General features: G+C 62.7%; 25 protein-coding genes and 2 pseudogenes. 10 read left to right on the top strand and 17 right to left on the bottom strand.

All coding sequences use genetic code 11. The features are described from left to right. Positions 1–21: 21 nt before the first annotated feature. The 5 genes from GGQ68_RS11170 to GGQ68_RS11150 form a co-directional block, all read right to left on the bottom strand. Positions 22–693 carry an intradiol ring-cleavage dioxygenase gene (locus GGQ68_RS11170; protein WP_183965994.1) on the bottom strand — a complete coding sequence of 224 codons (672 nt, stop codon included), beginning with the start codon at positions 691–693 and terminating at the stop codon, positions 22–24. A 138-nt stretch (positions 694–831) separates the two neighbouring features. Next, positions 832–1431 carry an MSMEG_1061 family FMN-dependent PPOX-type flavoprotein gene (locus GGQ68_RS11165; RefSeq protein ID WP_183965992.1) on the bottom strand — a complete coding sequence of 200 codons (600 nt, stop codon included), beginning with the start codon at positions 1429–1431 and terminating at the stop codon, positions 832–834. Continuing rightward, entirely contained in the window at positions 1400–2176 is a 777-nt protein-coding gene (locus tag GGQ68_RS11160) for a lysophospholipid acyltransferase family protein (RefSeq protein WP_246429336.1), read from the bottom strand. The genes GGQ68_RS11165 and GGQ68_RS11160 overlap by 32 nt, the downstream gene beginning before the upstream one ends. After that, on the bottom strand, positions 2173–3078 hold the full coding sequence (locus GGQ68_RS11155) for an FtsX-like permease family protein (protein ID WP_183965990.1): 906 nt from the start codon (positions 3076–3078) through the stop codon (positions 2173–2175). Before GGQ68_RS11155 ends, GGQ68_RS11160 begins: the two co-directional genes overlap by 4 nt. Continuing rightward, positions 3075–3752 carry an ATP-binding cassette domain-containing protein gene (locus GGQ68_RS11150; protein ID WP_183965988.1) on the bottom strand — a complete coding sequence of 226 codons (678 nt, stop codon included), beginning with the start codon at positions 3750–3752 and terminating at the stop codon, positions 3075–3077. Before GGQ68_RS11150 ends, GGQ68_RS11155 begins: the two co-directional genes overlap by 4 nt. A gap of 162 nt (positions 3753–3914) precedes the next feature. Here GGQ68_RS11150 and GGQ68_RS11145 point away from each other — a divergent pair, with 162 nt between their 5' ends. Then, a complete protein-coding gene (locus tag GGQ68_RS11145; RefSeq protein ID WP_183965986.1) occupies positions 3915–5015 on the top strand; it encodes a zinc-ribbon domain-containing protein in 1101 nt (366 codons plus the stop codon). Between the two features lie 42 nt (positions 5016–5057). On the opposite strand, the gene GGQ68_RS11140 is transcribed toward GGQ68_RS11145, so the two are convergent. The 3 genes and pseudogenes from GGQ68_RS11140 to GGQ68_RS11130 all read right to left on the bottom strand — a co-directional run. After that, positions 5058–6608, bottom strand: a complete 1551-nt coding sequence (locus GGQ68_RS11140) for an alkaline phosphatase D family protein (protein ID WP_183965984.1) — start codon at positions 6606–6608, stop codon at positions 5058–5060. A 219-nt stretch (positions 6609–6827) separates the two neighbouring features. Then, a pseudogene (locus tag GGQ68_RS24845) lies at positions 6828–6959 on the bottom strand (ABC transporter ATP-binding protein); the annotation flags it as partial. Further along, positions 6955–7914 (bottom strand): annotated as a pseudogene (locus tag GGQ68_RS11130) (taurine ABC transporter substrate-binding protein); the annotation flags it as partial. The pseudogenes GGQ68_RS11130 and GGQ68_RS24845, both read right to left, overlap by 5 nt. Before the next feature lie 291 nt (positions 7915–8205). On the opposite strand from GGQ68_RS11130, the gene GGQ68_RS11125 reads away from it, so the two are divergent. From GGQ68_RS11125 to GGQ68_RS11115, 3 genes are all read left to right on the top strand, one after another. After that, the gene (locus tag GGQ68_RS11125) at positions 8206–9597 is read left to right on the top strand and encodes an aminotransferase family protein (protein WP_183965982.1); all 1392 of its coding nucleotides are present in this window, start codon (positions 8206–8208) and stop codon (positions 9595–9597) included. A 23-nt stretch (positions 9598–9620) separates the two neighbouring features. After that, the gene (locus GGQ68_RS11120; RefSeq protein ID WP_183965980.1) at positions 9621–10313 is read left to right on the top strand and encodes a GNAT family N-acetyltransferase; all 693 of its coding nucleotides are present in this window, start codon (positions 9621–9623) and stop codon (positions 10311–10313) included. Between the two features lie 140 nt (positions 10314–10453). Then, positions 10454–11044, top strand: coding sequence for an ImmA/IrrE family metallo-endopeptidase (locus GGQ68_RS11115; protein ID WP_183965978.1), 591 nt, complete (start codon positions 10454–10456; stop codon positions 11042–11044). A 92-nt stretch (positions 11045–11136) separates the two neighbouring features. On the opposite strand, the gene GGQ68_RS11110 is transcribed toward GGQ68_RS11115, so the two are convergent. Both GGQ68_RS11110 and GGQ68_RS11105 read right to left on the bottom strand, forming a co-directional pair. Further along, the gene (locus GGQ68_RS11110) at positions 11137–11424 is read right to left on the bottom strand and encodes an HU family DNA-binding protein (protein ID WP_183965976.1); all 288 of its coding nucleotides are present in this window, start codon (positions 11422–11424) and stop codon (positions 11137–11139) included. 165 nt (positions 11425–11589) lie between these two features. Then, complete coding sequence (locus GGQ68_RS11105; protein WP_183965974.1) at positions 11590–13074, bottom strand: AMP nucleosidase; 1485 nt, start codon at positions 13072–13074, stop codon at positions 11590–11592. A gap of 142 nt (positions 13075–13216) precedes the next feature. Here GGQ68_RS11105 and GGQ68_RS11100 point away from each other — a divergent pair, with 142 nt between their 5' ends. Both GGQ68_RS11100 and GGQ68_RS11095 read left to right on the top strand, forming a co-directional pair. Next, on the top strand, positions 13217–14173 hold the full coding sequence (locus tag GGQ68_RS11100; RefSeq protein WP_183965972.1) for a DNA topoisomerase IB: 957 nt from the start codon (positions 13217–13219) through the stop codon (positions 14171–14173). 48 nt (positions 14174–14221) lie between these two features. Beyond that, entirely contained in the window at positions 14222–14977 is a 756-nt protein-coding gene (locus GGQ68_RS11095) for a class II aldolase and adducin N-terminal domain-containing protein (RefSeq protein ID WP_183965970.1), read from the top strand. A gap of 102 nt (positions 14978–15079) precedes the next feature. Here the strand turns inward: GGQ68_RS11095 and GGQ68_RS11090 are convergent, their stop codons facing one another. Next, complete coding sequence (locus GGQ68_RS11090) at positions 15080–15544, bottom strand: transglycosylase SLT domain-containing protein (protein WP_183965968.1); 465 nt, start codon at positions 15542–15544, stop codon at positions 15080–15082. Between the two features lie 183 nt (positions 15545–15727). Between GGQ68_RS11090 and GGQ68_RS11085 the strand changes: the two genes are divergently transcribed. Then, a complete protein-coding gene (locus GGQ68_RS11085) occupies positions 15728–16585 on the top strand; it encodes an SDR family oxidoreductase (RefSeq protein WP_183965966.1) in 858 nt (285 codons plus the stop codon). Between the two features lie 3 nt (positions 16586–16588). Then, positions 16589–17200: an exopolysaccharide biosynthesis protein gene (locus GGQ68_RS11080; RefSeq protein WP_183965964.1), complete on the top strand. Its 612-nt coding sequence runs from the start codon at positions 16589–16591 to the stop codon at positions 17198–17200. 39 nt (positions 17201–17239) lie between these two features. Here GGQ68_RS11080 and dxs read toward each other — a convergent pair whose 3' ends face one another. The 6 genes from dxs to GGQ68_RS11050 all read right to left on the bottom strand — a co-directional run bounded on the left by dxs (position 17240) and on the right by GGQ68_RS11050 (position 22588). After that, a complete protein-coding gene (gene dxs / locus GGQ68_RS11075) occupies positions 17240–19165 on the bottom strand; it encodes a 1-deoxy-D-xylulose-5-phosphate synthase (protein WP_183965962.1) in 1926 nt (641 codons plus the stop codon). 81 nt (positions 19166–19246) lie between these two features. Next, positions 19247–20152: a polyprenyl synthetase family protein gene (locus tag GGQ68_RS11070; RefSeq protein ID WP_183965960.1), complete on the bottom strand. Its 906-nt coding sequence runs from the start codon at positions 20150–20152 to the stop codon at positions 19247–19249. Between the two features lie 5 nt (positions 20153–20157). After that, positions 20158–20406: an exodeoxyribonuclease VII small subunit gene (locus tag GGQ68_RS11065; RefSeq protein ID WP_183965958.1), complete on the bottom strand. Its 249-nt coding sequence runs from the start codon at positions 20404–20406 to the stop codon at positions 20158–20160. Further along, a complete protein-coding gene (locus tag GGQ68_RS11060; protein WP_183965956.1) occupies positions 20403–21332 on the bottom strand; it encodes a histone deacetylase family protein in 930 nt (309 codons plus the stop codon). Before GGQ68_RS11060 ends, GGQ68_RS11065 begins: the two co-directional genes overlap by 4 nt. 54 nt (positions 21333–21386) lie before the next feature. Continuing rightward, complete coding sequence (locus GGQ68_RS11055) at positions 21387–22088, bottom strand: response regulator (RefSeq protein WP_183965954.1); 702 nt, start codon at positions 22086–22088, stop codon at positions 21387–21389. Next, entirely contained in the window at positions 22085–22588 is a 504-nt protein-coding gene (locus GGQ68_RS11050) for a MarR family winged helix-turn-helix transcriptional regulator (RefSeq protein ID WP_183965952.1), read from the bottom strand. Before GGQ68_RS11050 ends, GGQ68_RS11055 begins: the two co-directional genes overlap by 4 nt. A 159-nt stretch (positions 22589–22747) precedes the next feature. Between GGQ68_RS11050 and GGQ68_RS11045 the strand changes: the two genes are divergently transcribed. After that, complete coding sequence (locus tag GGQ68_RS11045) at positions 22748–23620, top strand: branched-chain amino acid aminotransferase (RefSeq protein WP_183965950.1); 873 nt, start codon at positions 22748–22750, stop codon at positions 23618–23620. A 429-nt stretch (positions 23621–24049) separates the two neighbouring features. Next, positions 24050–25177 (top strand): MHYT domain-containing protein, encoded by a 1128-nt coding sequence (locus GGQ68_RS11040; RefSeq protein WP_246429334.1) that lies wholly within the window; start codon positions 24050–24052, stop codon positions 25175–25177. Positions 25178–25393 lie beyond the last annotated feature (216 nt).

The following is a 25393-nucleotide window of genomic DNA, read 5'->3' as shown; positions in this document are numbered from 1 at the left end:
GGTCTGTCGGCGACAAAATTGTCAGCTGACAATTCCGACAACGAGAGAGGCGTCATAGAACTCCCGTTGATCGACAATGGCAGCGTAGGCCCCCGCTCCGGCGCGCTCTGCGATGCTGTCGTCCCCATTCATCGTGTCCCGTGTCGCGCCACGGCTGTTGTAAGGGGGGACATTGCGAAAGAGGTATTCCGAGGTCGCGTCAGGGAAGAACAGCTGACTGGTTACCACCGTACGATCATTCAGGAAAATCTTGTAGTGAATGTGCGTGGTGCGCCCGCGATACCATCCGGGATAAATCGTCTGAAACGTCACGATCCCGCGCGCATCGCTGATCTGGGTGCCGCGCAGAAACGTCTTGTCCCGCGTATCGACACCGCCAAAATTCGACACGCCGGAGTAGGCCCCTTCGGCGTCGCAGTGCCAGACATCGACACGGGCGTCTTTGACGGGCGCGCAGTCTGCGGTGACCACCTGAAGCTGAAGGCGCATGGGGCGTCCCTGCCGATCCTCGGTGATGTCATTGCGGACAAGCTTTGGATCCAGATAGAACGGCCCTTCGGTCACCTCGGGCATGACCATGCAGACATTGGGCGTCACGAGCCCTGCAGAGGTTGCCTGAGCGCGCAAGCTGCCGGGAAACGTGCCAATGCCCGTAGCGACTACGGGCGACGCGGCGAAGGCAGCCATAAGCATACGGCGATCAATGACGTTGGCGTTGATATGGGGTCCTTTCGCATCGGATATTCGAACAACGCTTTTGCGAAAGGATTCAGTCAATGGGTTCGCGCACAGGTTCCGTGCACTGGCGCAGGGCAAATGTTCAGAATTTATTTACCACATTCTGGGTGCTGCATAGGCCGGATAATTCGAATCGTAGTCTGCTCCGCCATGCGCGCCATTGGTGACTTCGGCCAGCATGTCACCGGTGCGCGGGACGGTCGCGCTGTCGTCGCGGGTCCAAAGACCGGAGCGCAACATCGCCTTGGCGCATTGGGTGTAGACCTCGGCGATGTTCACCACGATAACCGTCGCCGGCTGGCGCGTGCCCTTGGCGAAGCTTGCCCGCAAGGTGGCATCGTCGGTCAGATACGCCCGCCCGTTCACCCGCAGTGTCGTGGTGCTGCCGGGCACCATGAACAACAGACCCACGCGCCCATCGGTGACAATGTCGCGCAACGCTTCCAGCCGGTTGTTGCCCATCCAGTCCGGCATCAGCAGGGTCTGGGCATCCTGCACCCGCACAACCGGACCATCGTCGCCGCGCGGGGTGCCATGCACCCCCTCGCCCACGGTCGACAGGATGCAAAAGCGCGAGCCTTCGACCCATTTGCGGTAAAGCGGGGTCAGCCCTGCCGTCTGCTTGGCAATGGACGCGGGAACCGGCGCCGGATAGAGCGCCTCAAGCGTCGCGATGTCCTTGATCCGGTTCATAGCCTGCCTCCTGCATCAACCGATCCGAGGCTGCTTCGACCTCGGTTTCGAGCCGGATCATGAAGGTCTCACGCGCCAGCCCCGGTTTAATCTGTGGGAGAAACTCCACCACCGCAAGGCCGGGCTTTCGCCATATGCCCTTGCGCGGCCAGAACAGGCCGACGTTGGTGGCCGCTGGCACGCAGGCCTGGCCGGTCTGCTCTGACAGCAGCGCCGCGCCGACCTTGTAGGGCTTCGTCACGCCGGGAGAGACACGCGTGCCCTGAGGGTAGATGATAAGCTGACCAGGTTCGACCAAACCGCTTTTGACGTCCTTCAACATGCGCGAGATGGCCTGCCCGCGCTTGCCCCGTTCCACCGGAACGCAGCCGATGCGCAGGGCGTATTGACCCAGGATCGGGGTCCAGAGCAGTTCCCGTTTCATGATGAATTTGCCCGCCGGTACAACGGAAAAGATCATGATGATGTCGAGAAAGGACTGGTGTTTGGAGGCGATCAGCACCTCGCCCGTCGGCACCTTGCCGCGGATTTCGGTTTTCAGGCCGACCATCCAGGACGCTGTCCAGCGCACCCATAGGCAGTAGTGCCGGCAGGCCGCGCGCGCGCCTCGCCGCGACAGCATGGCCCACGGGAAATACAGCACGCCCATCACCGCCATGGCGAGGTACATCTGGAACACGAACAGCGCGGAGCGCACCCATTGCAAAGGCCCGATGCGGTCGATCAGGTTTGCCGGAGCGGTCATGCCAGCCCCCCAAGGACGCGACGCGCCGCTGCGGATGTGGCGATATAGGCGACCAAAGCGGCGAGCGGCGGCACCACAAGCGGCAAGAGCCATTGCCATCCCTCAAACCGAAGTCCGGTCAGCAGACCTTCGACATCCCCGGCCGAGGGCATCAGCAGCAGCGCGGCCATTCCGGCGAGCGTGCCCGCCAGCGCGCCTGACAGGGTCCGCAGGGTGAACCGACGCACGAAGGCCTGCGCGATATAGCCGTCTGTGGCGCCCACCAGCCGCAGCACGGCGATGACCTGCGCGTTTGCCGCCAGCGCCGCATGGGCGGCCAGCGTGACCATTGCCCCCGTGGCCGCGCCGATCAGCAGGATCGAAACCCAGCCCAGCAGCCGCAACCGCGAGGCCGCCGCCACCAGCGGTCTGCGCCAGCGGGTGTGTTCATCCAGCACGGCGCCCGGTGCCTCGGCTTGCAGGCGCAGGCGCAGGCTGTCGGCGTCGTAGCCATCGGAGGTCTCGGACACGTCGATCAGTTGCGGCACGGGAAGCTGTTCCACCGGCAAGGCCGGGCCGAACCACGGCTCCAGCAGCTCTCGCTGTTCATCGGCGCTGAGCGCGCGGGCGGTTTCCACGCCGGGTGTTTGTTCCAGCAGGCGCAGCACGCTGGCCACCTGTTCCTGCATCTGCTCCGGCGGGGCGGAAATGCGGATGGTGGAGGCGCGCGCAAGCTCATCCCCCCAGCTTGTGCCAAGGCGTCCGGCTGCCAGCGACAAGGCCAGCGCAAAGATCGTCAGAAAGGCCATGGCTGCCGAGGTGAACAGCGTCAGGCGCACGGTAAAGCCCGAAGGCGGTACGATGCGGTCCGCGCCCTGGTCGCCTTTCAGCAGCGCGATCACCTGATCCAGACGCGCCCTCACAGGTCTGCCCCTGCCGTTTGCAGTGTGCGATTGGTGATCCGCAGGACGCGCGCCTGGACATGCGCCTTGGCCGCGCGGATCAGCCCGAGGTCGTGGGTCGCGATCATCACAGTCTTGCCCATGCGGTTGAGTTCAATCAGCAGACGCAACAGCCGCTGCGACATTTCCCAGTCGACGTTGCCGGTGGGTTCATCGGCGAGAATCACGTCCGGCGACAGGATCAGCGCCCGCGCCAGCGCCGCGCGCTGACGTTCGCCGCCTGACAGCTCTGGCGGCAGGCTGTCGAATTTGCCTTGCAATCCGACCCAGCCCATCAGCTCGTTGAGGTTCTCGGCCTGATCCGGCGTCGCCTGTCCGGAGACGGACAACGGCAACGCCACGTTTTCGGCCACGGACAAATGGTCGAGGAACTGGCAGTCCTGATGCACGACACCGACGCGCCGCCGCATGTAAGCCACTGCGTCGCGGTCCATTTCTGTCACATCGTCGCCAAAAATGTGCACGCTTCCGCCCGTCGGTTTCAGCGCGCCGTAACACAGCTTGAGAAAGGTCGTTTTGCCTGCACCGGACGGGCCGGTCAGGAAGTGAAACGTCCCCGGCGCAAGCTGCAACGATATATCGGTCAGCAGCGCATCCCCGCTGTAGGAATAGGCCACATTGTCCAGCTCGATCACGGGATGTTTGTCCTCGCCCTTTGGTGGCTCTGTTGTGCCAGTGCACGCCCCATAGCGCAACGCACCGCAAGTGTGAACATTGGACTTTTCCCTATGCGATAAGGCACCTATTGTGGCGTTAACGTTCCAGAGGGGACGAACCAGAGACAGGACAAGAGCAGTATGCGGCTGATTTGCCCGAATTGCGGAGCGCAATACGACGTCCCGACCGAGGTCATCCCAGAGGCTGGACGCGACGTCCAGTGTTCCAACTGTGGCCATACCTGGTATCAGACCCACCCGGATCAGGATGAGGCGCTGGCCGACGAGCTTGATCAGCCCTTGCCCGACGCGGAATGGTCCCCCGAGGACGACGACGACGCGCCGACCATTTTCGACTCCGAGCCCGCGGACGAGACGCCTGCGAGTGTTGCGGCCACCGAGGATGACGTCGAGGATGACACCCACCTGCCGGAAACCTACCTACCGGACGACACGATCCCGGACGAAGTCGCCCATGCGTCAGAGCAGGACCCGTCCATCGCGCCTGTGAAACCGCGCGGATTGGATCCCGAAGTTGCCGATATTTTCCGGGAAGAGCGCGAATACGAGGCACGGCTGCGTCAAACCGCGCCGCTTGAAAGCCAGCCGGATCTTGGGCTGACCGACCCGGATGACGACGAACTTGAGCGGCGTTCCCAACATTCACGGGAGCGCATTTCCCGCCTGCGGGGGGATGCGGTTGACGGTCCGGGACGTGCCGCTCCGAAACGCCCCGCGCGCCCGGCCATCCCGACCGAAGCCCATCCGCCGGCAGACCCTTATGCGGATGAGGATACAGAGCGCCACTCCATGTCCGAAAACGCGGCAGCAGCGGCGGCGGCGGCCGGCTCTCGTCGTGATCTTTTGCCGGATGTGGATGAAATCAACCAAACCCTGCGCGCCAACCCGGAGCCGCGCGTGATCGACACCGCAAATCGCCCCAGTGTGAAGTCCGAGGACAGACCGCAGGGCGGATTTGGCAAAGGCTTTGCCCTGATCATCGTGCTCGGTCTGATCGCGCTCAGCACCTACGCCATGGCACCGAAACTGTCCGAGGCCCTGCCGCAGGCCGCGCCGGCGCTGAACGCCTACACCGCCAAGATCGACGAGGGCCGCGACTGGCTGGACGATCAGGTCACGGCTTTGATGCAGATGCTGGATGGCATGAGCTCCGAGGCCACCGATCCGAATGAAGCCGCGCCCGAGACGCCGGTCACCCTGGACAAAGCGCAGGACGACTAAAGGACGCGGGCCGGAAGCGGCCCGCGCCGTTGCCGCGATGGGTCAGCCCTTGACCGGGTCCAGCGTCACGGACCAAAGCTCGCTGTCGGCACGGTCCATCAAACGCACGGTCATCTGTTCGGTGTCGCCGTCGATCTCCACCAGTCCGAAGAACTGCAATCCTTCGGCGGGCGAGAGGTTGGCCCCTTGTGCTTCGGTCGGCGCCTTGACGAACTTCACTTCGGGACCGAAGGTCATGTCGAGGGCATTCGGGCCGAAGGTTCCGGCGTGCAGCGGCCCGGAGACGAACTCCCAGAACGGCGCGAACTCCTGGAACGCGGCACGGTCGGGCGAGTAGTGATGCGCGGCGGTGTAGTGAACGTCGGCGGTGAACCAGACCGTGTTGCGAATGTCCTCGTCGCGGATAAAGCGCAACAGCTGGGCGATCTCCAGCTCGCGGCCCTTGGCGTCGCCATCGTCGGCATTGGCCACGGCCTCGAATGTCTCGCCGTCGCGGACCACGAGACCGATCGGCATGTCGCAGGCAATGACCTTCCACGTCGCTTTGGAGGCCTTCAGTTCGCGCCGGATCCAATCAAGCTGCGTTTGGCCAAGGATGCGCGTGGCCTCCGATCTTTCGGTTTGCAGGTTGTCGGAATTTGCGCCGCGATAGCTGCGCAGATCGAGGAAGAACAGATCCACCATCGGACCATAGGACATGCGGCGATAGACGCGGCCGGGCTCCGTCGGTGCGTAGGAAATCGGCGTCATCTCGTGGAATGCCTTGGAGGCGCGGGCCGCCAGAACATGCACGGATTTTTCGGTGTAACGATCGTCGGCGGTCAAGTCCTTGCTGTCGGACCAGTTGTTCACCACTTCATGGTCGTCCCACTGATAGAAGGTCGGCACGGAGGCATTCATTTCCAGAACGTGACGGTCCATCAGGTTGTATTTCCACTGCCCGCGGAATTCATCGAGCGTTTCTGCCACCTTGCGCTTTTCGTCGATCAGGGTGGTGTTCTTCCAGATGACCTCCCCGGCGTCGTTGGTGACCTCGTCCTGCATCGCACCGTCGGCATAGATGGTGTCGCCGGAGTGGATGAAGAAATCCGGGTTGTGACGCGCCATCACGGCGTAGGTCAGCATCCCGTCGTCGTCGATGCCCCACCCCTGCCCGGCGGTGTCACCGGACCATGCGAACTTGACCGATTGCCCGGCGGCCGGCGCGGTGCGGAAGGTGCCTGTCACCGGTTCGGACACCGCGTTCACATCCGTCAGGTCCTGCGCGGTGAAGCGGTAGAACACCTGCTGCCCGGGGGCGAGCCCGTCCACCAGACGTTTTACGGCGAAATCATTGGAAGGGTGGGCATGCAGAGGGGCCAGCGCCCGCGCATCCGCAAAGCTTTCTGTCGTTGCGACCTCCATCATGACCTTGGCGGGACGGTCCGTGCGCGTCCAGATCATGCCGCCTTGCGCAGAGACATCCCCCGACTGCACGCCGTGGGTGAATTGCGGGGCTTGGCCCGCGCGCAGGATACCCGGCATTGCGAGAGTGGTCAGGGCGGTTGTACCTGCGGCCAGAAAGCGGCGGCGGCTTAATGTCAGGCGAGACATATGGCGAACTCCGTCAGTGTTGCTCATGAGAATGAACAGACGGTGCATCGCGTATGTAACACTGGCTTACGAAATAGTTAACGACCGTATGAAGCTCTCGTGACGCGGCGGTCTTCTGTCCCCTTGCGTTGACGCGCTCCGTGGTATGTCCGCGCGCCGCAAGGCGTTAGGCGTCGCCTATGGCGTTTCGACGGCTTGCGCGCGGCCCGTGATTTCCTCTTACATGTTCCAGATCACGCCGAGGATCTCCTCCCGCTTTGCGCCAAAGCCTCGGTGCTTCTTGACCTCGCGCAGGTCGGCGTTGACGCCCATATCGGCAAAGGGCAGACGGTATTCCCGGTGAATGCGGCCCGATGTTCACGGTGCCGGCGTCGCTTTCTTGCGCCGCGTCGATGGAGCCTGCGTCGACAAAGACATCTGCCACGCCCAGCATGACGTCCTGCGCGACGCCGCCCAGCCACTTGTCTGAGGGTTGCTTTTCGACCGTGGGGAAGACGAAGATGGAGAGGGGTTCCATCGTGGCGTCCTCGTCCATGCCTGCGTCTGTGGCGATCACCGGCAGCATCTTGGCGTGGTCGGCCTCATCCGCCCACGTGGCGTTGGCCTCGGCTGTCACCTTGAGGCAGCGCGCAACGATGTCGGAGTTCTCGACCACCCGGGACGTCGGGCCGGAGGTTACGTCGAAGACCAAGATGCCCAGCTTTTCATTTTCTGCGCCGGTCAGCAGCACGTTGCCGTGTTCCTTCATGCGACGCAGTGAGCCGCCCGATCCGCAGGCCACGTCGATGGAGCCCTGGGCCAGTGCCGCCGCACCATCCGGCGGGGCCATGCCGACAAGATCAAGCGAGGCGAGGTCGACGCCAAAGTGGCGCATCTGCTTAAAGCCATAATGCGCGGCGCTGCCCAGCGGCACGGCGACCTTCTTGCCCGCCATTTCGTCAGCGGAGTCCTTGTCGATTTCCAGTGCCTCGGCCACAATACAGTTGTCGTTGTCCGAATACCTGACGGCGACATCCAGGGCTTGCAGGTCCTGCCCGGCAGAGGCCGCGACCACAAACGGCGGCACGCCCTGCGACACAGGCAGATGCACATCGCCAGAGGCCATCGCGGCGCTCATGGCGGTGCCGGTGTCGAAGCTGACCCAGTTGATGCCGACGCCCATGGCGTCCTCGTACAGGCCTTCGACCTTGGCGTATTCAAACGGCATCGGCCAATCGAGGAAATGCCCGGAGGTGATGGTCTCTGCCCGGGTCATACCAGCCATAACAGCCGTCCCGGCCACGGCGCTGAGACGCGTTTCCTTCATCCCGGGTCTCCCTTGTTGCCTGCGCCTCGTGCCGGGCGCTGAGAGTGATCCGACCAGCAAACAGGCAGTGGATCACTGTTTTTTTAGGACGCCACGTCCACAAGGCGCCTTGGGAGACACGGGTGAAATCACGCCGAATCCCCTTAAATTCATGCATTTTGTCGCAAAGCGTATCGACAACTGTCCGGCCTGTGAAAATCTGGACTTACAGCCTCATTCCATTTGGCCCTATAAGTCGCTCGAAAATCCGGCCAAGTGGTGGAAACATCGCCTCTAATGGAGTCATTCAAGATGGACGGCACCTACACCCAGAACGATCTCACCCGCATCGTGGAGGCCGACAAGGCCCACGTCTGGCATCACCTGGTTCAGCATAAACCCTTCGAGTCCAAAGACCCGAACATCATCATCGAGGGCAAAGGCATGCGCGTCTGGAACCAGGCGGGCAAGGAGCATCTCGATGCCGTGTCCGGCGGTGTCTGGACGGTCAACGTCGGCTACGGGCGCGAGCGGATCGCCAAGGCGGTCTATGACCAGTTGATGAAGTTGAACTATTTCGCAGGCTCCGCAGGATCTGTGCCCGGCGCGCTGTTTGCCGAAAAGCTGATCGAGAAGATGCCCGGCCTGACCCGTGTGTATTACACGAACTCCGGGTCCGAGGCGAACGAGAAAGCCTTCAAGATGATCCGTCAGATCGCGCACAAGCGCTATGGCGGCAAGAAGCACAAGATCCTGTTCCGCGACCGCGATTACCATGGCACGACCATCGGCTGCCTGTCCGCGGGCGGTCAGGACGAGCGTAACGCGCAGTATGGCCCCTTTGCTCCCGGGTTCGTGCGGGTGCCGCATTGCCTTGAGTATCGCAAGCATGAGCAGGACGGCGCACCGGAGGAGAACTACGGCCTTTGGGCCGCCGAGCAGATCGAGGCGGTCATCCTGCGCGAAGGCCCCGACACCGTGGGCGGCCTGTGCCTTGAACCCGTGACCGCAGGTGGCGGCGTGATCGCCCCGCCGGAAGGCTACTGGCAGAAGGTGCAGGAAATCTGCGACAAATACGATATTCTGCTGCACATCGACGAAGTGGTCTGCGGCGTCGGGCGTACCGGCGAATGGTTCGGATACCAGCACTACGGCATCAAGCCGGATTTCGTGACCATGGCGAAGGGCGTGGCGTCCGGCTACGCGGCCATCGCCTGCTGCGTCACCTCGGAGCGCGTCTTCGAGATGTTCAAGGATGACGCGACGGACCCGCTGAACTACTTCCGCGACATCTCCACCTTCGGGGGCTGCACCGCCGGTCCGGCGGCGGCAATCGAGAACATGGCGATCATCGAGGACGAGGATCTGCTGGGCAATACCGTCGCCATGGGCGACTACATGCTCGACCAGCTCCGCGCCCTGTCGGACCGGCATAAGGTCATCGGTGACGTGCGTGGCAAGGGGCTGTTCCTGGGCGCAGAACTGGTCACCGATCGTGACACCAAAGAGGTCGTGCCAGAGGCGCAGGTGCAAGCGGTTGTCGCCGACTGCATGGCGCAAGGGGTGATCATCGGCGCGACCAACCGCTCCGTCCCCGGGCGGAACAACACGTTGTGTTTCTCCCCTGCGCTGATTGCCGCGAAGGATGACATCGACCATATCATCTCTTCGGTTGATGGTGCCCTGACGCGGGTCTTTGGCTGACACGGTCCAATGATAAGCGATCCATGACCGTCTCCACAAACGACCACGGCCAGCCTGTCGGGCTGCCCGTGGAAACACCCCTGCCTCGTCCGTTTCCGCCACATACGGGTCTGGCGGGGCAGTATTGCACCTTGCGTGCCATGCGCGAAGAGGATGCTCCCGGCCTTTTTGACGCCTATGCCGAGGGGGACGGCAGCGACTGGACTTACATGCCCGATGCGCCCTGGACCAATTTGAAACAGGCCGCGGACAGGTGCCGCGCGGCTCAGGGCACGGTTGATCCACAACACTACACGATCCTCGACGCGCAGAATATCGTCTCCGGCAGATGTGCGCTGCTGCGGATTGCGCCCGATGTCGGGAGCATGGAGGTTGGCTGGATTCACTTCGCGCCCCGGCTGCAAGGCACCACCGCGGCGACAGAGGCGCTGGTTCTGCTGATGCGCTACGCGTTCGAGACGCTGGGCTATCGTCGATTTGAATGGAAATGCGATGCTCTGAACGCCCCGTCACGGCGCGCGGCGGCGCGATTGGGGTTTACCTACGAGGGCACCTTTCGGCAGGCGACCGTCTACAAGGGGCGCAATCGCGATACGGCATGGTTTTCGATCGTCGACAGCGAATGGCCTGCACTCGCCGCGCGATTCGAACGCTGGCTGGATCCGGCGAACTTTGACGATCAAGGCCGACAATTGTGCGCCTTGAACGCAATTTGAGCCAACTGCGCGACAGTCCCGGACGGTTTGAAGGGAACTTTAACAGCTTAGGACAGCGGCATTCAGGAACGGTCAACCTGTTGCATGGCATGACTTTGGGCACCCACCTGTTTTGATGCAACCTGTCCGGAGGTCCTCGTATGCCCGCGCCATACCCAAGCTACCCTTACGTGGAGCCAACCGCTGTAAATGCGACGCAAGATGAGATAGATGCCGTCGTTGCGGACCTGTTGGAGAACAATCCTAACGCCTGTTTACGGGAAGGGCCCCTGGATGCTCTGTGCCGTGCTCTGAATGTTGACATCGAATATTCGATCCCTCCGCATGACCTTATTCTGGATGTTCCGCTGAACAGTCGCGCTGTGATCTGGCTGCCGAAAAACGGTCGCCCGCGACACGACCGCATCGCTGCCGCCATCGGGGTTGGTCATTGGATCATGCATGTGCCGACCACGCGCGAAAAACACGCTGGCTGCGGTATCCAGGCACTCTACAGTCCCACCGACCCAGCTGCACGGAAAGAAGCGCGCCTTTTTGCATACGCGCTTTTGATGCCGGAAGAGGATTTCAAAAACCTCTGGTACGAAGGACGCTCGGCTGTCGTGGCGGATGTACTGAACGTGCCCACACAGATTGTTTACGAACGTGCTTCCATGCTCGACCTGACGCAGCCCGACAGCGAAGGCGACAAATACGAATGGAAAGAACGCCCCTCCGTCGCTGGCCTGTAAGACAAAAGGGCCGCCCGAGGACGACCCTTTCAAACTGATTGGATGTCATTGGAACACCGGCGCCGCATGCCACCTGCCCCAATGCGACCAGATTACGCGTTAACGCTGTCTTTCAAAGCCTTCGCAATGGTCACCTTGACCTGCTTGTCGGCTTCTTTCTTGAACTGCTCGCCCGTGGCGGGGTTGCGCACCATGCGCTCGGGGCGCTCGCGGCAGTAAATCTTCCCCACACCGGGAAGCGTCACGGCACCGCCGTCGGCCACTTCAGATGTGATGATGTCCACCAGCGAGTCCAGGGCTGCGCCCGCGGTCTTCTTGTCGGCTTCCATTTTCTCAGCCAGTGCTGCAACCAGCTGAGTTTTTGTCATCGGTTTCGCCATTTCATGGTCTCCTTTGCGTGCGCCGGTCGTTGGCCCGACGCGCCTTCACTGCCCTTGTTTCCTTGGGCCTCCGGCGCGCATTAAAACCGGATATGGTTGGGAAACACAATAATTCGTGGCAGAACATTCTGCGATATTGTGCATTTTGTAGTACTTTCCCCGGCGTCAAAGGAACGCAGTTTCCTCGAAGGATCGCAATTTGCGCGAATGTATACGCTCCAACGGCATGTCTCGCAGCGTTTCCATCGCCCTGATCCCGATTCTAAGATGCCGCGCCACCTGTGTCTTGTAGAAATCAGAGGCCATGCCCGGCAGCTTCAACTCGCCGTGCAAGGGTTTGTCCGACACGCAAAGCAATGTCCCATAGGGCACCCTGAACCGAAAGCCGTTGGCCGCGATGGTCGCCGATTCCATGTCCAAGGCAATGGCCCGCGATTGTGACAGGCGCTGAACCGGGCCGGACGTGTCGCGCAATTCCCAATTGCGGTTGTCCACGGTCGCCACGGTTCCTGTCCGCATGATCCGCTTGAGATCGTAGCCATCCAGCGCGGTTTCCTCGGCGACGGCCTTTTCCAAAGCAACCTGAATTTCGGCCAGCGCCGGGATCGGCACCCAGACCGGCAAATCATCGTCAAGCACCTTGTCTTCGCGCAGATAGGCATGGGCCAGCACGAAATCTCCAAGGCTTTGCGAATTGCGCAGGCCCGCGCAATGCCCGACCATCAGCCAGGCGTGGGGGCGCAGTACGGCGATATGGTCCGTCGCCGTCTTGGCGTTGGACGGCCCGACACCGATGTTCACCAGCGTGATACCCGACCCATCCGCACGTTTCAGGTGGTAGGTCGGCATCTGCGGCAGCCGCGCGGGGACGTCCAGCGGCGCATCAGGCGTCGTGATCTCTACATTCCCGGTGGAGACAAACCCGGTGTAGCCGCTTGCCTCATCCGCCAGCGCCGCGCGGGCGTAAGCCTCAAACTCCGAGACGTAAAACTGATAGTTGGTAAACAGAACGTGGTTCTGAAAATGAGCCGGGTCCGTCGCGGTGTAATGCGCCAGACGCGCCAGCGAATAATCCACGCGCTGCGCCGTGAAAGGCGCCAGCGGCATGGCATCCCCCGGCGTCGTCATCACCACACCGTTCACGATGTCATCATTGGTGGTGCTGAGGTCCGGAACATCGAACACATCGCGCAGCACAAAATCCGCAGCGCCCTCCTGCGGGACGGTGACCTCTGGAAAGTTCGCCACCGCGAAATGCACAGGCATGGGCGTGTCGGACAGACCGATCTGGATTTTCACACCGTGGTTCGCCAGCAGCAGGCTTATTTGCTGGCGCAGGTAATGACGAAACATCCCCGGTCGCGTCACGGTGGTGGCGTAGGTGCCAGGCGAGGTCACATGGCCAAAGGACAGGCGGCTGTCCACTTTGCCGAAACTGGAGGTGGTGAACCTGACCTCCGGGTAGAAGGCGCGCACACGCTTGCCGGGATGCCCCTCGGTCATCGCGGTCATGAACCGGTCGCGCAGGAACTCGGCCGACGTGTCGTAAAGTTCGCAGAGGCGATCCACCGCCGCGCGCGGATCGTCGAACAGCTCCGCCTCGGGCAGGTCAGGGATTTCGGTCAACATCGGGTCAGCTTGGTCCTGCATGGCGGTCTCATTCTCTTGTTTTGAATGACGTTGACAGCTTGTCGCGGGGGGCGCAACCGCAGGTGCAAATCACGTTGCGGCCTGCCGGGCGTTTTCCCACAAAGGACGGGAACCGCCTGACCCTGTCGCGGGTTTGCCCGGCATGAGCCATTCCCTGACCTACTACCCCGATTCGAAGCCCGGCATCCGCAGGCAACGGCGCGGGCGCGGGTTTTCCTATCTCGCCCCGGACGGGACCCGCATAGAGGCGACCAAGGAACGCCGCCGCATCGAGGCGCTCGCCGTGCCGCCAGCCTACGAAGACGTGTGGATCTGCCCCCTGCCTCAGGGCCATTTGCAAGCCACCGGCCGCGACGCACGGGAGCGCAAGCAATACCGCTATCACCCTGACTGGCGCGTTTGGCGGGATGCTCAGAAATACGATCAACTGGCGGCTTTTGGCGAGGCGCTCCCCGCCCTGCGCCGCCGCATTCGCAATTCCCTGCGAGAGGGCGAAGCCGGCGACCACGCATTCGCCATTGCCGCTATCCTTGCCCTGCTTGACCGGGCCTCGCTGCGCGTTGGTCATACCGATTACGCGCGGGACAACAAAACCTACGGGGCCACGACGCTGCGCCAAAAGCACCTGAAACTCGACGGCAACAAGATCAGGCTCGCCTACACCGCGAAGGGCGGCAAAAAGGTGGACAAGACGCTGAACGACCACACGCTGAACCGGATCCTGACGCGCCTTGGCGACATACCGGGGCCGGAGCTGGTGACGTGGCTGGACGGCGACACGCCCCGCGCCGTGACGTCAGAGGAGGTGAACGCCTACCTCTGTGATGCGATGGGCGAAGACGTCACCGCCAAGACCTTTCGCACCTGGAACGGCAGCACTGCCGCGTTGGAAGCCGCCGAAGCCAGCGAAACGCCGACCATCAAGGCGATGACCGAGGCCGCTGCCGCGCGACTGCACAACACTCCGGCCATTGCCCGCAAAAGCTACATCCATCCTGACGTGATTGCCTTGAGCGAGAGGCCTGTGGATTTGGCACAGGCGCCCGATATTCGCGGACTGCGCCGCAGCGAGGCCCGCCTGCTTTACCTGTTGCGTTGACATCCGCGGCCCGGACGCGTGCAATGTCCGCATCCAAAGGAGGCCCCGATGACCGCACCACAAAACCTCGCCAACCTCGATTTCTGGCAAGAGCGCGTCGATCTGGCCGCCGCCTTTCGCTGGACCGCCCGGCTGAACATGCACGAAGCGGTCGCGAACCATTTTTCGCTGGCGATCAACGACGACGGCACGAAATTCCTGATGAATCCCAATCAGATGCATTTTCAACGCATCAAGGCGTCTGATCTGATTGTGGTTGATGCCAACGATCCCGACACGCTGAACCGGCCGGGCGCGCCGGACCCGACCGCATGGGGGCTGCACGGTGGCCTGCACCGCCACTGCCCCCACGCGCGCTGTGCCATCCACGTGCATTCCCCCTATGCAACCGTCCTCGCCAGCCTCAAGGACAAGCGCCTGCCGCCCATCGACCAGAACTGCGCCACCTTCTACAACCGCATTGCCGTCGACGAAGAGTACGGCGGCTTGGCGTTCGAGGAAGAAGGGGCTCGCTGCGCCCAACTGCTGGTCGATCCGAAGGTGAAAACCCTTGTCATGGGCAATCACGGCGTCATGGTGATCGGTGACACCGTGGCCGAAACTTTCAACCGGATGTTCTACTTTGAACGTGCCGCGCAGACCTACATCATGGCGCTGCAAACCGGGCAGCCGCTGGACGTCTTGTCCGATGAGGTGGCCGAGAAAACCGCTCAGGAGCTGGAGGCTTACCCAGAACAGGATTTGCGCCATCTGGCCGAACTCAAAGCGATCCTGGACGAGGAAGGCGCCAATTACGCCAGCTAGGCAAACGACAGAACCACGCGCCCGGCCTCTGTGCCTTTGAAATACTCGGGGAAAGGCCGCAGGCCGGGGGGGCAGCGCCCCCGACACCGTTGCCAATCAGCGTTACCGCAGCCCGGTTTCGTGCAGCAGGCCCTTACGCTTGGCCTCGTAGTAATAGCCCCGGGCGTACCATTTGATCGAATCGTCCCAATCGCCGTCGGACACCAGATAGGCCCCTTTGAGGTACTTCAGCGCGTATCTCAGGTTCACGTCCGCATTCAGAAGGTCGGAGTTCGACCCTTGAAAGCCCATCCCACGGGCGGTCGCCGGGAGGATCTGGAACAGCCCCCAATACGGGCCGTTGCGTGCTTTCGGATTATGCGTGCTTTCGCGTATCGCCAGACGATGCACCAGACCGCGCGGCAGCTCGTAGTGATCTGACCATTTGTTGATCTTGGCACGCAGTTCGGGCGTTTCATTCGGGAAAAGCGGCATGGCCTCGACTTGCGGCAGGGCCTGTTCCGGCTCAGGTGCACTGGCGCAGCCAGCAAGGCCCATCAGGGCGGTGACGATCAGGATACGCAGCATGGACATCCTCTAAAGGCCGTTGATCCTGATTGGCTCTTACGCCGGGATCGCGGTTCTGGGGAGTCTTTAGGCGCGGCATAGGCGAACCCTTGCCAGATCGAAGGTCATGCCCGGTGCGTGGCGTGGTCATCGTGCGGCGCACAAACCCTTGCCAAACACCCTTCCGCGCGCCACCTATGCGCAATGACACAGACGCTTCTTTCCCTTGGCCATGGCTTCTCGGCCGGCTTTCTCGCTGATGACTTGCTGGCCGAAGGCGGCTGGCGGGTGCTTGGCACCACCCGTTCTCCTGACAAATGCGACAGGTTGCGCGCCAGCGGGGTCGAGCCTGTGCTCTGGACCCGCGACGCGGTGGCAGAGGCCTTGTCGCAGGCCTCTCATGTCCTCGTCAGCGCGGCGCCAGATGACGGCGGCGACCCGTCACTTGCCCTGATCGGGGAAGAGATCGCCCGTGCCGCAAACCGTCTGACATGGGTGGGCTACCTGTCCACCACCGGCGTTTATGGCGATGCGGACGGCGCCTGGGTGGATGAGACTGCTCCGCTGAACGGCCAGTCCCGGCGCGCCCGCGCCCGGATCGACGCCGAGGCGCAGTGGGCCGCGATCCCGGATCTGCCGGTGCATATCTTTCGCCTCGCGGGGATTTACGGCCCCGGGCGTGGCCCGTTTGAGAAAGTGCGCAATGGCACCGCCCGGCGCATCATAAAACCGGGTCAGGTCTTTTCTCGAATCCATGGCGAGGACATTTCCCGCACGCTGCGCGCGTCGATGGCCCGCCCCAATCCCGGCGCGGCCTACAATGTTTGCGACAATGACCCCGCCCCGCCACAAGATGTCCTGGCCTATGCCGCGGAACTGCTTGGCCTGCCGCTGCCGCCCGAGGTCGATTTCGAGGATGCGGATATGTCGCCCATGGCGCGCAGCTTTTACGCCGACAACAAGCGCGTCGATAACACACGCTTGCATGAGGATCTTGGCGTGACGCTGAAATACCCGGATTACAAGTTCGGCCTGCGCGCCCTGCTCGCGGCAGAGGGCTGAGCGATGCCCAAGCTTGGCAGCCATCAGCCGGCGCCCCCCGAAAGCCTCGGCGATCTGCTTGACGCCATGTGCCCCGACGAGGGGCAGGAGCGTGTCTCCGTTGAAAATGTGCTGTCAAAGGTCGGCGCACGGTCTTTTCCGACTGTGATCCTGGTTCCCTGCGTGGTGCTGGTGTCGCCACTGTCCGGCATTCCGCTGATGCCGACGCTTGGCGGACTTATCGTTCTGCTCATCACGCTTCAGGCGCTGATCGGGCGCAAACACTTGTGGCTGCCGGGGTTTCTCAGCCGTCGCTCGGTGCCGTCTTCCCGCATGTCGAAGGCCGTGAGCTGGCTGCGCAAACCGGCAGCCTTTATGGACAAGCACAGCCACAACCGGTTGCGGTTTCTGACAAGTGGTCCGGCGCGGCTGTTGGCATATCTGACCACGACGCTCATTGCCATTAGCTGGCCACCGCTGGAGCTGTTGCCCTTTGTCACCAGTTTCAGCGCCGGGGCTGTGGCGATGATCATGTACGGTCTGATGGTCCGCGACGGCATCTACATGGTGGCCGGCTATGTGCAGGCCACCGTGCTTTATCTGATCCTGCTGCTGCTCTGGATCGGCCTGGTGTGACGCCCGCGGGTCGGGGATGTCCCCGACCCTTTCGGATCATCACGCACGCTTGTCCAACACATCGACGCCCAAGGTGCCCAGGACTTTCGCCTCGATATCCTCGGCGTTCAGTTTGGCCACGGCGTACATGTCCCGTGGGCTGGCCTGATCGACAAAGATATCGGGGAGCACCATGCTGCGGTACTTCAGTCCACGGTCAAACACGGCGTTTTCCGCCAAAAGCTGCGCCACGTGAGAGCCAAACCCACCTACGGCGCCCTCTTCGACCGTGAGGAGCGCCTCATGTTCCCGAGCAAGACGCAAGATCAGCGCCTCGTCCAACGGCTTGGCAAAGCGGGCATCCACAACGGTGACAGAGACGCCGCGCGCCTCCAGCGCCTCGGACGCAGTCAGACATTCCGCAAGCCGCGTGCCAAAGGAAAGAAGCGCCACGCGCGTGCCCTCCTTCATCACCCGGCCCTTGCCGATCTCCAGGATCTGGCCGCGTTCCGGCATCTCGACGCCAACGCCTTCGCCACGGGGATAGCGGAAGGCAATCGGCCCGTCATCATGCGCGGCCGCGGTGCGCACCATATGTTTCAGCTCGGCCTCATCGGCGGCGGCCATCACGACAAAGCCCGGCAGGTTCGTCAAAAACGCTGTGTCGTAAGATCCCGCATGGGTTGCCCCGTCGGCCCCGACCAGACCGGCACGGTCGATGGCAAAGCGCACGGGCAGTCGCTGGATCGCAACGTCATGCACCACCTGATCGTAGCCGCGTTGGAGAAAGGTCGAATAGATTGCGCAGAACGGACGCATCCCGCCTGCGGCCAGACCGGCGCAGAAGGTCACGCCATGTTGCTCGGCAATGCCCACGTCGAAGGTGCGCGAGGGATACCGCTCCGCAAACAGATCAAGCCCCGTCCCATCGGGCATCGCTGCGGTGATGGCGCAGATGCGGCTGTCCTCGGCGGCCTCTTGCATCAGGGCCTCGGCAAAGACCTTGGTGTAACCCGGCGCGTTGGACGGGGCCTTTTTCTGCTCACCCGTCACGACATCGAACTTTGCGCGGGCATGGCCCTTGTCCGGGGCGTGCTCCGCGTGGCTGTAGCCCTTGCCCTTCTTGGTCAGCGCGTGGATCAGGATCGGCCCGGTCGCGCGCGACTTGACGGTGCGCAGGATCGGCAAAAGCTGGTCCAGATCATGACCGTCAACCGGCCCGAGATAGCTGAAGCCCAGTTCCTCGAACAATGTCCCGCCCATGGCCATGCCCTTGAGCATTTCCTTGGCGCGTTTGGCCCCTTCTTGAAACGGCGGTGGCAGGAACCCCATGGCTCCCTTGGCCACGGCCTTGAGGTCCTGGAACGGGGCCTCGGCATACAGCCGCGTCAAGTACGACGACAGGGCGCCGGTCGGGGGCGCGATGCTCATCTCGTTGTCATTGAGGATCACGATCAAACGTTTGCCAAGGTGGCCGGCGTTGTTCATCGCCTCGAAGGCCATGCCCGCGCTCATCGCGCCGTCCCCGATCACAGCGATGGCGTCGCCATGCCCGGTCTCGGACGCGCCGCCCAGATCACGGGCAACGGCAAAGCCCAGTGCCGCGGAAATCGAGGTCGACGAATGCGCCGCGCCGAAGGGATCGTACGGGGACTCGGATCGCTTGGTGAACCCGGAGAGACCGTCCTTCTGGCGAATGGTCCGAATGCGTTCGCGCCGCCCGGTCAGGATCTTGTGCGGGTAACACTGGTGCGACACGTCCCAGATGATCTTGTCCCGCGGCGCGTCGAACACGCTGTGCAGCGCCACGGTCAGCTCGACCACACCGAGACCCGCGCCAAGGTGTCCGCCGGTCTCGGAGACGGCGGAGATGGTCTCGGCCCGCAATTCGCGCGCCACCTCGTGCAACTCGGCATCGGAAAACTGCTTTAGATCCGAAGGCAGGTGCACTCGGTCGAGGTGGGGCGTGTCGGGTCGCTGGGACATGTGTCCTCCGGCTGATAAATATCCGTGCAATGGTAATGCGGCGGGGCGCGAAAACCACGGAGAGCGGCGTAAAAAAAGGCGTCAATTCCGGCGTGAAATAACGAAGCGGGCGGCTTCGCGCAAGCAGTCGGCCTGTGCCCCATAAGTGTCCAGGGATGTGCAGGCTTCGTGCACAAGCTCTGCAGCGCGCTGCTTTGCGCCCTCCAGCCCCATGAGGCTGACAAAGGTCGCCTTGCCGCGCCCCTCGTCCTTGCCCACGGCCTTGCCCACCGTATCGGCGTCGCCCTCGACGTCGAGCACATCGTCCCAGATCTGGAAGGCAAGCCCGAGGCAGTCGCCATAGCGGCGCAACGGGTCAGTCGGCTGGCCGGCCATGATCGCACCCGCCGTACAGGACCAGCGAATCAGCGCGCCGGTCTTGCCGGATTGCAAAGCGGTGATTTCATCGAGCCCCAAGGGCGTCTGGGTGCTTTCGGCGGCGATGTCCATCGCCTGCCCGCCGACCATGCCGCGCATTCCAGAGGCCGTGCTGAGGCTCAGAACCAGCTCCAGGCGCCGGTCAGGGGGGCACCCGGCCTGCGCGCATAACTCAAATGCCAGCGCTTGCAGCGCGTCGCCCGCCAGAACGGCTGTGGTTTCGTCCCACGCGCGGTGCACCGTAGGTTTGCCACGGCGCATGTCGTCATCATCCATGCAAGGAAGGTCGTCATGTACCAGGCTGTAGGCATGCAGCGCCTCGATGGCCCCTGCCGCCGGCGCGGACAGCGACCGGTCGATGCCAAAAAGACGGGCGCTTTCGATCACAAGGAATCCGCGCAGCGCCTTGCCGCCGTCGATGGCATAGCGCATCGCCTCCGGCACAGGCCCGGGCAAGCCCTGAAGCGCGTAGATCACCTGCCCGATGGCCAGCTCTGCCGCCCGGTTGCGCGCGACCTCAAAGCTCAGGGGCTTTGTATCGGCTGCGCTGTCTGCCGTGTCCTGCTGCATGGGCGTCAGAGCCCTTCGACCGGCTTCGCCCCCACGGGATTGCCCTCGCCGTCCAGTGTGATGGCGGCGACCTTTTCCTCGGCGTCCTTCAGCTTGCGGTCGCAGTGCGCCTTCAGCTTGGCACCGCGTTCATAAAGCGTGATGGAGTCTTCGAGCGCCACGTCGCCGCGCTCCAACGCGCCAACGACGCGCTCCAGCTCGGCCATGGCCTGCTCGAATGACATCTCTTCGACCGGTGTTTGCGCTTCGCTCATGCGCCCGCCTCCATCAACACTTCCACATGCGCCTTCGCCGACGCGCTCAGGCCCGCAAGATCATACCCGCCCTCCAAAGTCGAGACCACGCGCCCGCCTGCGGCGGAGGCCTGCGCGATCTGGCAAAGCTGTTCGGTGATCCAGCGGAAGTCTTCCACCGTCCAGTTGAGGTTGGCGAGCGGATCGTCCTGATGCGCGTCGAACCCGGCGGAAATGATCAGCAATTCGGGATCAAAGGCGCGTAGCCGGGGAAAGGCCTCCGCCTCGTACCGTGCCTTCATCTCTGCCCCGCCGGTTTCCGGTGGCAAAGGCAGGTTCATCACGTTGTCATGCGCGCCGCGCTGCTCAGGCGCACCACTGCCGGGCCAAAGCGGCATCTGCTGCGAGGTGATGAACAGCGCGCGGGCCTCATCCCAGAGCAGATCCTGCGTGCCGTTGCCGTGATGCACGTCGAAATCAACGACGGCCACCCGCGACAACCCGTGATGCTCCAAGGCGTGTTTGGCCGCGATGGCCGCCGTGCCGAACAGGCAAAAGCCCATTGGGGTCTCACGCTCCGCATGGTGACCCGGCGGTCGTGTGGCGCAAAAGACGTTGGCCACCTCGCCGCCCAGCACCATGTCCACCGCCTGGCAGGCACCGCCCGCCGCGCGCGATGCCGCCCGAAAGGACCCCGGCGACAGCCATGTGTCCGAATCGAGCTGGTGCTGCCCACGTTCCGGCACGGCGTTGCGCACCCGATCGATGTAGGTCTGCGGATGGCAGCGCAGCAGCTCTTCTTCGCTGGCCTCCCTTGCCGTCACACGCTGCAACTCCAGCGGCTGCAACGCATGCAGCACATGTTCCAACCGCGCCACCCGTTCCGGGTGGCCGCTCGGCGTGACGTGGTCCAAACCGTCCGCGTGGGTGATCAATGCCGTCGCCATATGCGCGCCTCCCCTTCATTTTTCGTTCTTGGCAAAACGTGAACTCCTGACACGTCAGTCAGGTGCCAGCATGTATCCCGATCCGCGTACCGTTTGCAGGTAGCGCGGCTGTTTCGGGTCGGTCTCCAACTTGCGCCGAAGGCGGGTGATCTGCACATCGACCGCGCGCTCCTGCGCCTGGCCTTTGTCACGCCCCAGCTCTTCGACGAGGGTCGAGCGACTCAGCGCCTCTCCCGGCTTGGCCGAGAAAATCCGCATCAACTGCGCCTCTGTCGCGGTGAGGCGCACCAGCTCCTCCCCCTGCCACATCTCGCCGCGTTCAATGTCGTACCGGATATCGCCGAGCGTCAACAGCTTGGGCGCGGTTTCCTGCGGGTTGACGTCGGGCATCCGCCGCAAAATGGCGTTGATCCGCAACAGCAATTCCTTTGGCTCAAAGGGCTTGGCGAGGTAATCGTCCGCCCCGGCCTCCAGCCCCTTGATGCGGTCCTCCGTTTCAGACCGGGCGGTCAGCAGCAGTATCGGCACCGTAGAGGTTTCCCGGACCCCGCGCGTCAGGCTGACGCCATCCTCGCCCGGCATCATCACATCCAGAACCAGCATATCGAAATCCAGACCGGCCAGAAGCCGCCGCGCATGGGCCGCGTCGCGCGCCGCGCTGACCAGAAACCCATTTCGCATCAGGAATTTCTGCAAAAGCCCTCGAATGCGCTCATCGTCATCGACGATCAACAGATGTGCATCACCGTCACTCATCCCCGGCCCTCCCTGAGCCTTTGATACTGATGACGCATCTCCGGGTCCATCATCGCTTCGAGAACGCGCCGGAACCCGGCCACGGCCTCTGGCCCGGCGTCGCGAAAGGCCGCCCGCATGCGCAGGCGTTGCGCGTCTGTCAGCTCACGCTCAAGGTCTTCGCCCTCGGCCGTCAGGTACAAATGACGTTCCCGTTTGTCCGTGCGCCCCACGCGGCTTTCCACCAGCCCATCCTCGATGAGGGACCGCAGCACCCGGTTCAGCGATTGTTTGGTCACGCCCAGAATGGCCAGCAGGTTGTTGACCGTTGTTCCCGGCGCGCCATGGATAAAGTGCAGGGCGCGGTGATGCGCCCGCCCGTAGCTCAGCCCGGCGAGGATTCTGTCCGGATCGGCGGTAAAGCCGCGGTAGGCGAAAAACATCGCCTCCGCACCCTGGCGCAATTGCTCGTCCGTCAGGTACAGAAGACTCTCGCCCTGCCCTGCTCGCCCTTCGGCCATAACTGCCTCCGTCTTTTCAGGCATTTTAAGTCAGCCTTGTTGACATTCCAAGCGCGAATTGGTAGCGATCGCCAGCTTAGGCGCAACTATGTGTCCAGACACGACCCTTTTTGCGCAACTTTCGACAATCGCTCGTGACGCAAGCTGAGGAGATACGTGATGGCAGAGGCCTCATACGATGACCGCGACGGTAAGATCTGGCTCGACGGCCAGATGGTAGACTGGCGCAACGCGCAGGTCCATGTCCTGACCCATGGCTTGCATTATGCCTCCTCTGTTTTCGAAGGCGAACGTGCCTATAATGGCAAGATCTTCTTGTCGCGCAAGCATTCGGAGCGGCTGCACTATTCCGCAAGCTGCCTGGATTTCGAAATTCCCTACACCGTGGACCAGATCGAAGCGGCCAAGGCCGAGGTGCTGAAGGCCAACGGCCTGACCGACGCCTACGTGCGTGCGGTGGCATGGCGCGGCGCGGGTCCTGACATGGGCGTCGCGTCGGCGCGCAACCCGGTGCGTCTGGCCATCGCTGCATGGTCCTGGGGCAACTACTACGGCGATGCGAAAACGGTCGGCGCGAAGCTGGATATCTCCAAGTGGAAGCGCCCCTCGCCCGAAACGATCCCCGTTCATGCCAAGGCCGCCGGCCTGTACATGATCTGCACCACATCGAAGCACGCGGCAGAAGCCAAGGGCTGCTCTGACGCGTTGTTCATGGACTATCGCGGCTACGTGGCCGAAGCGACCGGCGCGAACATCTTTTTCGTCAAGGATGGCGAAGTCCACACGCCGCTGCCCGATTGTTTCCTGAACGGTCTGACCCGTCAGACAGTCATCGAGCTGCTGAAGGAAAAGGGCCTGACCGTGCATGAGCGTCACATCATGCCCGAGGAGCTGGAAGGCTTTGAGCAATGCTGGCTGACCGGCACCGCAGCAGAGGTCACGCCCGTCGGTCAAATTGGCGATTATGTCTTTAAAGTGGGCAAGATCACCCGCGACATCGCAGAGACCTATGAGGCGCTCGTGCGCGCCTGAAGCACTGACCTTGAAAGTGTAAGCACTCGATCCTGTCTGGGTTTGGATCGGGTGCTTGCCGATGTCGTCTGTCGACCATCATGTCGACGTGATCGAGAGCCGTACTGATTGTTTCCCTAAGCCGAAACGATCTTGCAGGGGCATAGGCGGTCTGATCGCTCGATGCGCCCTACGCAAGCTGCCACTTCCCATCACCGGTGCACCGGGCGTTTGGCGCGGCCTTCTGACAATTTGCAGGCCGTGCCTTGACGCCAGCCACCGAGATCCTGAAGCTTTCGACCCACTCCAGCCAGTGCCAAGCGGGACCGGTTCTCGCGCATGGCGTCTGCCGCAATGCCGCATAACAACCCATGAGTGCATTATGACCCTGGATGCAACCATGATCGTTGCGCGACAGGCAGTGTTGCCCTACCCCTTGGTATAAAAGGGATGGACCAGACGCTGTTGGAGATATCGCATAACGCCTGGCTTGTTATGGCGTCTCTGGCCATCGCTTTGATGGCCGGGTTCAGCGGCCTGTCTTTGACGCGGGGGGCGTCGCGCCTTCCAAGTTTGCAGCGCAAGATGACCCTGGTGATCGCGGCCATCGTTCTGGGCGGCGGGATCTGGTCAATGCACTTCGTTGCCATGCTTGGCCTCGAACTGCCGATCCGGTTTTACTATGACGGTCTGATGACGCTGGTCTCGGCGCTCATTGCGATCCTGATGATGGGTCTCGCCCTGCTGATCCTGCATTTCCGCAACCGGACCGCTGTGACCCTGACGACTGCGGGCAGCATCATGGGCCTTGGCATTGCGGCCATGCATTACGTCGGGATGCTGGGGATGGAGCTGTGCGCGCCGGTTTTTGACCTCACCGGGGTGGCGGTGTCGGTGTTGAGCGCGCTGTTGCTGTCGAACCTGGCGATTTGGGTGGCCTATGGCGCGCGGACGCGGGGCAACACGCTGCTGGGCACGGTGTGTTTCGCGGTCTCTGTCGGCGCGGTGCATTACATTGCGATGGCGGGCACCGGGTTTGTTCCAAATGACGCCTTTGCGGTGGGGCCTGAAATCTCCAACGAGGTGATGGCCATGGGCGTCACTGTCACCGCCTTTGTCATCTCCGGCGCGTTCCTGCTGACCGGGGTGAGTTTTCTGGAGCCGGTCGCGGAGGCCGTCAGCACACCTGCCGTCCCGGAGCCACGCGCGCCAGCCGATCCGGGTCACGAGATTGAAGAGCCTTCGCTGCCACCCGTGCCGTTCGAGAAGGAAGGGCGGACGCAATTCCTTGACCGCAAGTCCATCGCGGCGGTGCGGGCGGAGGGGCATTATACCTTGTTGTATGCAGGGTCAGAGAAACTGTTCTGCCCCTGGTCGATCTCCGAGGCGGAGAGCCGTCTGGCTCCGTCGCACTTTATCCGCAGCCACCGCAGCTACCTGATAAATCCCAGTTTCGTCACCGGGTTCGAGCGCAAGAAAGACACCGGGGTCTGCCTGCTCGCCTCCACCGCGTCCCTGCAAAAGGTCCCGGTCAGCCGGTCGCGCCTTTCTGAGGTGCGCAACGCGCTCGGCATCTGAGGCGCGCCTCCAGTCCCAGGATTCCGCCCTCTGCGCTGCTGCACTGCGGCACGAGATGCCGCATCTGCGCACCCAAAACGAACCGGACAAAGCCGCCGCACCAGATCAGAAGGTACGCCGTTCGTGCAGCCCATTCGCATTTCGTGCAAGACCCCCTGTGTTTCATGGCCAAACCGTTTGTCCCCATCGGCGACCGGATAGCATTCCGGCACAGAT

This window comes from Sagittula marina (assembly GCF_014196795.1).
Taxonomy (GTDB): Bacteria; Pseudomonadota; Alphaproteobacteria; order Rhodobacterales; family Rhodobacteraceae; genus Sagittula; species Sagittula marina.
Note: the sequence above shows the minus strand (reverse complement) of the source record. Positions and strands in the feature narration are given on the sequence as shown.